General features: G+C 60.3%; 12 protein-coding genes. 6 read left to right on the forward strand and 6 right to left on the reverse strand.

Features of this window, described 5'->3' with window-relative positions; all coding sequences use genetic code 11:
• Positions 1-91: 91 nt before the first annotated feature.
• The 5 genes from ACR3FE_RS11630 to ACR3FE_RS11650 form a co-directional block, all read right to left on the reverse strand.
• Positions 92-934 carry a polyprenyl synthetase family protein gene (locus ACR3FE_RS11630; protein WP_458207300.1) on the reverse strand — a complete coding sequence of 281 codons (843 nt, stop codon included), beginning with the start codon at positions 932-934 and terminating at the stop codon, positions 92-94.
• A 42-nt stretch (positions 935-976) separates the two neighbouring features.
• Positions 977-1,747 carry a class I SAM-dependent methyltransferase gene (locus tag ACR3FE_RS11635; RefSeq protein WP_458207301.1) on the reverse strand — a complete coding sequence of 257 codons (771 nt, stop codon included), beginning with the start codon at positions 1,745-1,747 and terminating at the stop codon, positions 977-979.
• A gap of 57 nt (positions 1,748-1,804) precedes the next feature.
• Positions 1,805-2,758, reverse strand: coding sequence for an electron transfer flavoprotein subunit alpha/FixB family protein (locus ACR3FE_RS11640; RefSeq protein ID WP_458207302.1), 954 nt, complete (start codon positions 2,756-2,758; stop codon positions 1,805-1,807).
• On the reverse strand, positions 2,755-3,546 hold the full coding sequence (locus tag ACR3FE_RS11645; RefSeq protein ID WP_458207303.1) for an electron transfer flavoprotein subunit beta/FixA family protein: 792 nt from the start codon (positions 3,544-3,546) through the stop codon (positions 2,755-2,757). Before ACR3FE_RS11645 ends, ACR3FE_RS11640 begins: the two co-directional genes overlap by 4 nt.
• 76 nt (positions 3,547-3,622) lie before the next feature.
• Complete coding sequence (locus ACR3FE_RS11650; RefSeq protein ID WP_458207304.1) at positions 3,623-4,723, reverse strand: helix-turn-helix transcriptional regulator; 1,101 nt, start codon at positions 4,721-4,723, stop codon at positions 3,623-3,625.
• Between the two features lie 154 nt (positions 4,724-4,877).
• Between ACR3FE_RS11650 and ACR3FE_RS11655 the strand changes: the two genes are divergently transcribed.
• Together ACR3FE_RS11655 and ACR3FE_RS11660 are read left to right on the forward strand one after the other, a co-directional pair.
• Entirely contained in the window at positions 4,878-6,122 is a 1,245-nt protein-coding gene (locus tag ACR3FE_RS11655) for a DUF7096 domain-containing protein (protein WP_458207305.1), read from the forward strand.
• Between the two features lie 27 nt (positions 6,123-6,149).
• Positions 6,150-6,614 (forward strand): type IV pilin domain-containing protein, encoded by a 465-nt coding sequence (locus tag ACR3FE_RS11660; protein ID WP_458207306.1) that lies wholly within the window; start codon positions 6,150-6,152, stop codon positions 6,612-6,614.
• Positions 6,615-6,675: 61 nt separating this feature from the next.
• Here the strand turns inward: ACR3FE_RS11660 and ACR3FE_RS11665 are convergent, their stop codons facing one another.
• Positions 6,676-7,302 (reverse strand): methyltransferase domain-containing protein, encoded by a 627-nt coding sequence (locus ACR3FE_RS11665; protein WP_458207307.1) that lies wholly within the window; start codon positions 7,300-7,302, stop codon positions 6,676-6,678.
• Positions 7,303-7,881: 579 nt separating this feature from the next.
• Here ACR3FE_RS11665 and ahaH point away from each other — a divergent pair.
• From ahaH to ACR3FE_RS11685, 4 genes are all read left to right on the forward strand, one after another.
• A complete protein-coding gene (ahaH, locus tag ACR3FE_RS11670) occupies positions 7,882-8,214 on the forward strand; it encodes an ATP synthase archaeal subunit H (protein ID WP_458207308.1) in 333 nt (110 codons plus the stop codon).
• On the forward strand, positions 8,201-10,357 hold the full coding sequence (locus tag ACR3FE_RS11675) for a V-type ATP synthase subunit I (RefSeq protein WP_458207309.1): 2,157 nt from the start codon (positions 8,201-8,203) through the stop codon (positions 10,355-10,357). Before ahaH ends, ACR3FE_RS11675 begins: the two co-directional genes overlap by 14 nt.
• Positions 10,358-10,556: 199 nt before the next feature.
• Complete coding sequence (locus ACR3FE_RS11680) at positions 10,557-10,829, forward strand: F0F1 ATP synthase subunit C (protein ID WP_458207310.1); 273 nt, start codon at positions 10,557-10,559, stop codon at positions 10,827-10,829.
• Between the two features lie 24 nt (positions 10,830-10,853).
• On the forward strand, positions 10,854-11,435 hold the full coding sequence (locus ACR3FE_RS11685; RefSeq protein ID WP_458207311.1) for a V-type ATP synthase subunit E: 582 nt from the start codon (positions 10,854-10,856) through the stop codon (positions 11,433-11,435).
• The last annotated feature ends 13 nt before the right edge of the window (positions 11,436-11,448 follow it).

The following is an 11,448-nucleotide window of genomic DNA, read 5'->3' on the forward strand; positions in this document are numbered from 1 at the left end:
CACCGCCGGAGACGTGGCGAAACGAGATAGTACCGGGGTGTGACAAATATCGAGCCTTTGAAGAAGCGCTATCGGAGCTTCGCGGGAAACGTCAGTGCTCGCGCGTGACGACGAACTCCGCGAAATCGCGGAGATAGTCCAGTGCTTCGGAATCCGGTGCGTTCACCCGGTCGAGGGCGGCCAGGGCTGCTTCGGACTGGTCGTGGGCCAGTTCGTTCGCCTCGTCTGCACTCAGGTCGGTGACCTGCACGATGGAGGGGCGACCGATCTCCTCGTCCTGTCCTGTCGGCTTACCGAGGTCGTCCGGGTCAGCAGTCGCGTCGAGCACGTCGTCTCGAATCTGGAATGCGACGCCGACTCGTTCAGCGTACTCGCCGAAGGCATCGACCGCTTCCGGGTCGCTTCCTGCCGCCAGCGCCCCGAGTTCGGCAGCGGCGCGGAACAACGCCCCCGTCTTCCGGCGCGCGAGTTCCATGTACTCAGACTGGTTCGACGGGAGATCGACGAGTTCCGACGCCTCGCCCATCCCGAGTTCGATCATCGACTCCGCAACGACCTCCATCGCGCGGGGGTCAGGAGAGAACAATTCGAACGCCTCACCGAGCATCCCATCGCTGGCGATGATAGCCGAACCGTGGCCGTATTCGGCCCACGCGCTCGGTGTCCCCCGGCGCACATCCGAGCGGTCGATGATGTCGTCCACTACGAGCGAAGCGTCGTGGACGAGTTCGATACCGACCGCAAAATCGACGGCATCCTCGACATCGCCACCTGCCGCCTCGCAGACCAGCACGGCCACAGTTGGTCGAACTCGCTTCCCACCTGAAAGCGCGGTGTGCGCCAGCCGATCCGACAGTTCGCGTGGGTCGACCCGCTCGACGACTTCCTCCAACCGGTCTTCGACGAGCGTCCTGCGGGCCTTCAGGTACTCCATTCGTGTGTGCTTCAGGACGGGGGACGCAAATACGTGACGGGTTCAGTCTGCTGTCATCACGGCGCGAATCGACAGAAACGTCGGCTCCCGTGAGATGCGCTCGAACGTCTTCGGAGATTTCTCGCGGAAGTTCGCAGTGGGTTGGGATTCTTCGACGCGGTCGAGTCGAAACCCCGCATCGAGCAGTGGATTCAGTATCGCCGAGAGCGGTCGGCGGTAGGTCGGTACCTCGACCGGCTCGCCGAAACTCGTCCAGACCTCGCTCACCTGTTCGGTCTCGAAGTAGTTGTCGGGGTCGAAGTGGAGAAAATCCGCGACGGGATGCCCACAGGAGAAGACGAAAAGCCCGCCAGCACGAAGCACGCGACCCAGTTCCGAGAAGAGCGACAACCAGTCTTCGACGTAATCGAACGCCAACGAACTGTGAACCGCCTCGGGGTCAAGCCCCGAGGCACTCGGCCTGCTCCGCCTGTAGACGAGGTCGAACCGATTCGACTCGAAGGGAAGGTCGCTGCCGAGGTCACACAGTACGAAGTTCGCGCAGGGCGCGCGTTCGCGGGCGTGCGCGAGCATCGCGGAACTCACGTCGAGTGCGGTCACTGCGGCACCGCGCTCCAGCAGAAACTCCGTTGTGATCCCCGGCCCGCATCCCGCGTCGAGCACGTCCCATGCCTCGATATCCGGAACCAATCCCTGCGTCGTCGGGCGTTCGAGGTCGGCGTTGAATGGTTTCGTCGGCGCGCGCTCGGCGTAGCCATCCGCCAGCATCTCGTAGGCGGAGAGCGCCAGCGGTCGCGCTCGCTCGTCGGTCATATTCCTTCGTCCGCGAGCGAGAAGAAAAAGGTCGCTGTTCGAACTGCTCGAAAGATCTTAGCTGAACTGCTCGATGAGTTCCGGCACCACGTCGAACAGGTCGCCGACGATACCGTAATCGGCGATGTCGAAGATGGGTGCGTTCGGGTCGGTGTTGATGGCGATGATGGTGTCGGCGCCCTTCATGCCAGCGACGTGCTGAACCGCGCCGGAGATACCGATGGCGAGGTAGACCTTCGGCGTCACCTGTTTACCCGATTGACCGACCTGTCGGTTCTTCGGGAGCCAGCCGTTGTCCACGATGGGACGCGACGAAGACAGCGTCGCACCTGTCGCTTCTACGAGGTCTTCGATCAGCGAGAGGTTCTCCTCCTCTTCGATACCGCGACCGATGCTGACGAGGAACTCCGCTTCGCTGATGTCTACGTCGCCACCGCCGACCTCCTCGAATCCGGTGACGGTCGAACGAATCGCGGACTCGTCCGGTTCGAAGTCGAACGCGGAGACCTCGGCGTCACCGACGCCCTCAGCCTCGGGCCACTCGGCACCACGAGTCGTGATGGCGAACTGGTCACCCTCGACTTCCACCGTCGTCTCGACCTTCGATCCGTACATCTCGCGAGTCGCCACGAGCGTTCCGTCGTACTCGAAGCCGACGGCGTCCGTCACGAGCGGTAAGTTGAGGCGGTTGGCGATCGCGGGTGCGTAGTCCAGTCCGTTGACGCTGTTGGGCATGAGGACGAACGTCGGCGTGAGGTCGTCGTAGAGTGCCTCGATGGCCTGCACGTACACGTCGTGGTTGAACTCCTCGCCGTACTCGACGGTGTGGATCGTGTCCACGCCCTCGCGGTTCAGGCTGTCAGCGAATTCGTCCACGTTGCCGCTGATGACCGCGAGGTGCAGGTCGCCACCCGCGTCTGCAGCGAGTTCTCGACCGGCGGAGATGACTTCGAAGCTCTCGTCGCGGAGTTCACCACGGCGGTGTTCCGTGATGGCGAGAACGTCGCTCATTCTGCCACCCCCTTCTCGCGGAGGACGTCAGCCAATTTCCCGGCGGTCTCGTCGGCACTCCCTTCGAAGATCTCGGCGTCGCTTTCGCTTTCGGGTTCGTACATATCGGTCAGCTTCAGGTCGCTCTTCACAGCGTCGGCATCGAGACCGAGGTCTGCGAGCGTCTTCGGTGCGATCTCCTTGCTCTGGGCCTGGCGGATACCGCGAAGACTCGCGTATCTCGGTTCGTTGATACCGGTCTGGATGGTGAGAACTGCAGGGAGTTCTACGTCCGTAAGCTCCTCGACACCGCCCTCCAGTTCACGGCGGACGTGTGCGACACCTGCGTCGGCGTCCATATCGAGGTCGTTCACGACCGCGCCCCACTGGAATCCGATATCGTCGGCGAGCGAGACTCCCGTCGCACCGAAGGCGTCGTCACCTGCTTGCACACCGGTCAGCACGAGGTCGGGGTCTTCTTCCTCGACGACGGCCGACAGAATCTGTGTCTTCGTCTCCACGTCGAGCAGATCGGGGTCTTCGAGCGCGTCGTCCCAGACGCGGATCGAGCGGTCTGCACCCTTTGCGAGCGCCATCCGAATCGTCTCCTCTGCGCGCTCGGGGCCGATGGTGACTGTCACTACTTCGTCGGCGACGCCAGCTTCTTGCAGCTGAACGCCTTCCTCGACGGCGTAGTCGTCCCACTCGTTCAGGTCGAACTCGAGGTATCTATCGTCAACCTCGGTCCCCTCGACTTCGAAGTCATCTGCGAGTTCAGCGACTTCTTTTACCGTTACAAGGACCTTCATGCTCGATTCGTTGCCGGGAAGGGGGTAAACGTTTTCGAAACTGGTGACAATGGAACTCGCGTACCAATCGACTTCTTTACTCTTTGTCGAAGTCGGTTACGTTCTCGTCCGGGAGCGTGATGAGGTTCTCACGACCGATGCGGAGTTTGTCGACGCGCCCCTCGTCGGTCATCGACGAAAGCAGTTGGGAGACCTTCGCATTCGACCAGTTCGTCTCCGTGACGATCTTCGCCTGCTTCATCCGACCGCCGTTTTGTTTCAGGAGATATTCGACGCGCTCCTCGTCGGACAGGAGTTCGAGATTCGGGTCGTCGTCTTCCGGTTCGGACTCCGGTTCTGGCTCGGGTTCCGACGAGACGGCAGGTCGCTCTTCGGGAGCGTCGTCGTCTGACTCGTCGTCACGGCGCTGGATCAGAACGTAGAGACCTGCACTACCAGTGCCGATGGCGAGCAGGATGAGAACGATACTTTCGAGGGATAGTGGCTCATCTTTGGGCTCTTCCTTGCCGGAATTTTCTACGTACGTCACGTCGATCTCGCCAGGATACAACGACGTTGGCCCTTCTACACGGATCGTCCTGTTGGTGTGGCCGAAGTTCGGAGAGTTCTGGATTCGATATCCCTCCGGGTTGTGGATGACGAGTCGCTGGTCACCAGAGAGTGACGGAAGCCACGTCGATTCTCCGTCGTCGAGCAAGAACGCATCCCGGAGGATGAGCCGATCTCCTTCGACGCGCGTGAAGTTCGTCCAGACGATCGAGAGATACAGCGTTCCTGTCCGATTGCGGACGGCGTACGTTCGGTCGATCTGTCTGATCTTCATCTCACGCCCGGTCTCGGACTCCACGTGTTGGGCGATTCGACGGAACAAGTCCGTCGAGAATCCGACTTCCGTGTTCCCCTGTTCGAACTCCTGGCCGAGCTTCTCGAACGCAGCCGTTTCGTTCTGGTTCCGAAGCGCGAACTCCATCGAAACGTTCCACCGGGCGTCACCGTCCGGTTGTGGAACGATCCGAATCGTGGTTCCGTTCACCGCCGTCTCGTTTACCCTCGTCTGATTTTCGGCAGCGCTATCGAGGCTCGTGGAACCGAACTGTTGCGAATCACCCGTCGCAATAGCGGTTCCCACGAGGAGGAGGGAAAGGAGGACCACGAGGAGGGCGGGGTGTGACCGCATATCCTTGTGTGGTCAATCGGGCAAGAAAATACTTTCCATCCAAACGATAAAACATCAGAGAGTGGTTTAAATGATTTCCGCACAGTTCCACCGTTCATACAAGAGCTTCAGAATCCCGTACGTATTTTAATGAAGAGGTTCCTACGTATCTCGTATGAACCGGGTGGTCCCCATCATACTCGCAGTCCTCCTTACCCTCAGTTCACCTGCTGCGGCAATCGCAACGGGGACACCAGCTGAGCCTGACAAGATAGATGCAAAGAACCCCGTGAAACCACCGGGATTCAACGACACCGTCTCACAGCTGAGTCTCGGAGATCCTGACCGAACCGAGACGAAAACTCCATCGATCAGCCTCGGTGCGGCCCTCGAAATGGATAAGAACGAATTCGAGACACAGCGCCGGATGTACACGTTCAGCGAACGAGTGAAGAACGCCAAAACTCGAGAACACAAGAAACAGGCACTGATCGACTACAAATTCACACTCGTAAAGCAGCTCTCCAAGCTGGAAAGTGCGGAACGAACCGCGGGTAAGCAGTTCAATAGACAGAAGCTGACTTCGAGAGAGTATGCAAGACGACTCGCCATACTTGATTCCCGTGCGCACGAGATCGAGCGATCCATCTCGCATATGGAAGAGCTATCGAACGAAGTGCCACGGTTCTCCCCGGAAGTGTCGACGCTGAGAGCAGACCTGTTCGCACTGGAAGGACCGGTACGGACACATATCGCCGAGAGCCTTCGAGGAACCACCACGCCGAACTCCATCTACATAGCAACGACCAATTCCGGGGTCGTCCTCTCGATGGTAGAAAACGACCAGTACATCCGCGAAGCGTACCGGGCAGATTATCGGAAGCCGGAGGAGAGCGAATCAATACTAGACCAGAAAGCACAGGAGATAACGGTCGAGCAGTATCCGGGATTGAAGAACAAGACCCTCCGTGAGAACACCGACCCCAGATACAGTTCCGCAGGTATCTGGGAGACCGATATCATCCACCGACAGGGCGTGGTCAAGGCGTACCTCGATAGCGGGACGAAAGAGATCTTCCGCGAGATCCAGTACAAAGATCTCTTCGGGAAGAACCACGTGCCGTATGGGAAACCAGTCCGGAACAACACGACGAGCATCCAGATCGTCGTCAATAAAACGTATCCCGGCGGTCCACTCCGCATCAACGTGACTGATTCCGGCGGCGACCCAGTGAACGGACGTATCTCGGTCGGAGACACATATGTCGGGGAAACAGGAAGCGATGGAATCCTCTGGACGGTCTCCCCGAGTCGGGCGTTCACCGTCTCCGCCATCCACAAGTCGGAAACGGTTAACGTGACGCTCACGCCGTACGGGACGACACAACAGAACTCGACGACCAGGGCATCCGAAACTTGAAGTAGGGAAACGGAACCACTCCGGCCCGTGTCGAATCGTGCCCTCTCTCCCATCGTCGGAACCGTCCTCTTAGTCGTCGTCACGCTCGTCTCAGCTGGAACGATCGGAACAGTGGCGATGGATTCGCCGTCGCTTCGAGAACCGAAACAGGCAGTGATCGACGTCTCGGCTGATGCAGACGCCGACCGCCTGACGTTCGTCCATCGGGCAGGCGACTCGCTTTCTGTCGAGACGCTCGTCATCCACATCCGGGTCAACGGCACACCACTCGAACACCAGCCGCCGGTTCCGTTCTTCTCGGCGAGCGGATTTCGACCGGGACCGACTGGCCCGTTCAACAGCGCAACGAACGAGATGTGGAGCACCGGTGAGACTGCGAGTGTCGAACTTGCAGGAACCAACGAGCCACTTCTCGAACCGGGCAACAGGATCGTCGTTCGAATATCGGCAGACGGAAACCCCGTCGCAGAGGTGACGACGACTGCGAGTTAACGACGGTCGGGGAGAGTTCGGCGAGTCGATCAGAAAGACGATCAGCAGACGACCAGAAAGGTTAGTCGTTTTCGGGCACGCGCGCGACGGTCGTGATGGCGATGTCGGGGTCGTAGCTCGGCCCCATCTCGCGGTGACGGATGTCTTCGTACCCTGCATCCCGGAACATACGGTCGGCCTCGGCGCGGTCGTAGAAGAGCATGATCGCGTCGGCGAGTTTCTGCATGACGCCCGTTCCGGGGTAGTTCGGTCCGACGACGAGCACTTCCCCACCGGGTTTCGTCACGCGGCGCATATCGCAGAGTGTCTCGACCGGGTCGGGCCAGTACTCGATCGAGCCGGACGACCAGACGACGTCGAACGAGTCGTCCTTGTACGGAAGCCGTTCAGCGTCACCACGATAGAAGCTGACCGGGTCGTGCTTGCCGAGTTTCGCCCACGCCTTCTCTAACTGGTGAACGCTCTGGTCGAGCCCGTGGACGTTGTCGGTGTGTTCGAGCAGTCCCTCGGTGCCGAAGCCGGTGCCACACCCCACGTCAAGCACGCGGTCGTCCTCGTCGATGTCGAGCATCGACAACGCCTCTGTGCGCATCTCCTCGTTCCAGATGAACGGATTGACCGTATCGTACACCTTGGAGAGATACTTGTAGAAGATTCGTGCTCGGCGTTTGTCCTCGAGGATACCCATTGTCCGCCGCTTAGAACTGGGCTGTCATGAATCCCCACCTTTTGACCACGACCTTTTACGACGGTCGAGGAGGCGCGGGCGCGCACGACGGTACGCGCCCGCGCCTCGTCTTCCTGTAAAAGCTCGACCAAAAGCACTCCTCCTTCACTCCACTGCGTTCCGTTCAGTCGTCAGCCCGCTCGCTCGTCGCTACGCTCCTTCGCTCGCGGAGAGCGTGCTTGCAGCCTACCGGCTGTGTTGCTTGCTGATTTCTGGCGGTTGATCAACCGGTCTATCGTTCACGACTCGTTTCACTCGTCGTTCGCTCGCACCTCGGCCGTATCTGTACCCGCCGGCCAATCAACCGCTAGGGTTCAAGCGCACCCTCCGCGAGTGAGGAGCGTGGCGACGAGCGAGCGGGCCGAGGAGCGACCATCGGGAGCGACGAGTGCTTTTGGTCGAGCTTTTACAGGGAGCCAGCAGGAACGACAACCGCGTCGTTCCTGCCTGCGACCGTCGTAAAAGGTCGTGGTTGAAGGGTCGTAGGGTTTCGCAAGTAGTTTATAGCCGCTCGCGCAACCTTTCGCCTGATTACCGCATATGCCGAGGCCAGAGGTTCTCGAACGAATACAGGAGGCCGAAAACGAGGCTGACGACATCGTCGCGGAAGCTAAGGAAGACCGCGAGCAGCGGATCTCCGAGGCCCGCGAGAGCGCGGAAGCGATCCGCGATGAAGCCGAGGAAGAGGCCGCAGAATTGGAGGAAAAACAACTGGCGGAGGCGCGCGAGGAGATCGAAGCCGAACGTGAGAAGTTGCTCGCCGAGGGCGAGAAAGAACGTGAGGAACTCGAAACGCGCGCAGAGGACAACGTAGACGACACTATCGAGTTCGTACTCGATCGGTTCCGGGAGGCGGTGCATGCTCAGACCTGAGCAGATGAGCAAAGTCTCGGTGACCGGTTCACGGGCCGTCATGTCCGACGTCATCGAGGCGATCCACGACCTGAACCTCGTCCACCTGTCGGACTACGACGGATCCTGGGAAGGGTTCGACCACGGAAACCCCATCGAGGGTGCTGACGAAGCGTCCGACAAACTCGTCACGGTTCGCTCCATCGAGAGCATCCTCGACGTGGAAGACGAGGACGCCGGCCCACAGCGAATCGTCACCGACGACGCGCTGGAGGAAGAACTGAGTGACATCCGGGCACAGGTCAACGAACTCGACGACCGCCGGAACGAACTGGAAGACGAACTCCGCGCCGTCGAAGACCGCATCGACTCGATGGAACCGTTCGCCGACCTCGGAATCGACCTCGACCTGCTGTCGGGGTACGACAATCTGCAGGTCGCAGTCGGAGAGGGCAGCGCGGAAGAAGTCGAGAACACGCTCGCCGACGCCGACGACATCCAGGAGTTCGAAGTGTTCTCCGAGGGCAAGACGCTGGCCATCTTCGCGTACCCTGCGGACGACGCAGACGAAGACGTACTCGACGATACGCTGGTCGGTGTCGACTTCGCGTCGTTCGAGATTCCGGACGCGACCGGCAGTCCCGAGGAGTACGTCGCGGAACTCAAACACGAGCGCCAGAAACTCGAATCGAAGCTCAACGGTGTCGAAAACGAGATACACGACATCAAACTCGACGCTGCTGGATTCCTGCTGGCGGCCGAAGAGAAGCTGACGATCGAGGTGCAGAAGGCAGAAGCACCGCTTCAGTTCGCGACGACGAAGAACGCCTTCGTCGCCGAGGGCTGGATCCCGACCGAACAGTACGGCGACCTGGCAAGCAGTCTCGACGCGACGGTCGGCGACCACGTCGACGTGGAGGAGCTCGAACGCGCCTCCTACGAAGAACACGGCGGTCACCACGCACCGCTCGAACAGGCGGAGGAGACCGGTGTCGCAACGGATGGCGGTCACACCACGAGCACCGACAATCCGCCGGTCATCCAGGACAACCCCGGCCCGGTCAAACCGTTCGAGCTGCTGGTCGAGACGATCAACCGACCGAAATACTTCGAGTTCGACCCGACGGTCATCCTGTTCCTCACGTTCCCGTTGTTCTTCGGGTTCATGATCGGGGACCTCGGGTACGGAATACTGTACATGACCATCGGCTACTGGCTGTACAGTAGCTTCGATAGTGACGCGATCAAGAGCCTCGGTGGCATCGCCATCTGGGCAGGTGGGTTCACCGCGCTGTTCGGTGTCCTGTACGGCGAGATCTTCGGCTTACACGTCCTCGGAGAGATCGTCTGGGCCGGTCACCCGCCGATCCACAAGGGTCTCCAGCCAGCGTTCGGTGACTACGCGGTGGGCTGGCTCGTACTGAGCCTGCTGGCCGGTATCGCCCACCTCACCATCGGCTGGACGTTCGACTTCATCGAGAACCTCAACCACGGGTTCAAAGACGCCATGACCGAGAGCGGTTCGTGGCTGCTGATGATGTTCGGCCTCTGGGCGTGGATCTTCGCGGGCGCGTTCGGCAACGCACCCGGAATGCTCGTTGGGCCTGAGAGCGTCTTCGCAGGCCACCCCTTCCATCTAGGATTCACCGGCTTCCCGGAACCGGTCGGTCTCCTCGGACTGGGGCTGTTCGCAATCGGACTCGTCTTGCTCGTGGTGGGTGAACCCATCGAGGCAGTCGAGTTCCTCAACGTGCTGGTGAACGTCTTGTCGTACACTCGTCTCGCAGCAGTGTTGCTGGCGAAGGCCGGAATGGCGTTCGTGGTCAACCTGCTGTTCTTCGGTGTGTACGTCACCGGCCACGGGGGAGAAGAGACGTGGCACTTCGGTACCAGTCACATGCCGCACGTCGGCGATATGGCTCATGGGCACGAAGTCGTGAGCATCATGTTCCCCGGCCTGGTACACTCGAGTATCGCTGGACTGGTCGGCGGGCTGCTCATCCTCGTGATCGGCCACGCGCTCGTCCTCGCACTCGGTATCACGAGCGCAGGATTGCAGGCGGTGCGTCTCGAGTACGTGGAGTTCTTCAACAAGTTCTACCAGGGCGGCGGCGAAGAGTACGAACCGTTCGGCTACGAGCGGACGCACACGACGCAAGACTGAACCCCCGAATCCCGTTTTTCTCGGTTCTCTACGACCGATATGGTCTCAGTCGTCTCTCGACACTGGCATTTGCTATCATGATTTAGGGGGTACAGCCCCCGATACCATCGAATCCGCCCGAACGCTTTGGGAAGTTTTAAGAATCCAGTGACTCGAACTACGACTTGTTCGGCTACAGAGCCTACAGAGGACCAAACCAATGTTCGAATTCATACTCGCGTTCGTTGACGCAGCTGTACTGCTCGCACAAGAAGGCGCTGGGAATGCTGCCCCTGCTATCCCGAAAGAGACCGGCGCGGCACTCGCAGTCGGTCTCGCGGCGTTCGGCGCAGGCTACGCGGAGCGCGGTATCGGTGCCGCGGCCGTCGGCGCTATCGCTGAAGACCAGGACCTGTTCGGTACCGGGCTGATCATGACGGTGCTGCCGGAAACGCTCGTGATTCTGGCACTCGTCGTCGTGTTCGTGGTCTAAACGCACTTTAACCACTCTTCATCAATGAGCCTGGAAACGGTAGTTGAGGATATTCGAAACGAAGCCCGCGAGCGCGCGGAGGAGATTCGCGCAGAAGGCGAAGCCCGCGCAGACGAGATTATCGGCGAGGCAGAGTCGGATGCCGAGGAGATTCTCGCGGCGAAAGAGCGCGACATCGAGAACCAGATCGAGCGAGAACGAGAGCAGAAGCTCTCCAGCGCGAAGCTCGAAGCCAAGCAGAAGCGGCTGGAAGCCCGCCGCGACGTGCTGCAGGAAGTCCGCGCCGACGTGGAAGAGCAGATCGCCACGCTCGGCGGCGACGACCGCGAAGAGCTGACGCGGTCGCTGCTCGACGCAGCAGCGACGGAGTTCGAGTCGGAACACACCGTCCGTTTGTACGGACGTGCCGACGACGAGGCGTTGCTTACCGACATCGTCGCGGACTACGATGGCTTCGAATACGCGGGCGAATACGACTGCCTCGGCGGCATCGTCGCCGAGAGCGAGGCGTCCCGCGTTCGCGTGAACAACACGTTCGACTCGATCCTCGAAGACGTGTGGGAGGACAACCTCCAAGAAATCAGTTCACGGCTGTTCGAGCAATGACCACAGTCACTCA

This window comes from Haladaptatus rarus (genome assembly GCF_054177585.1).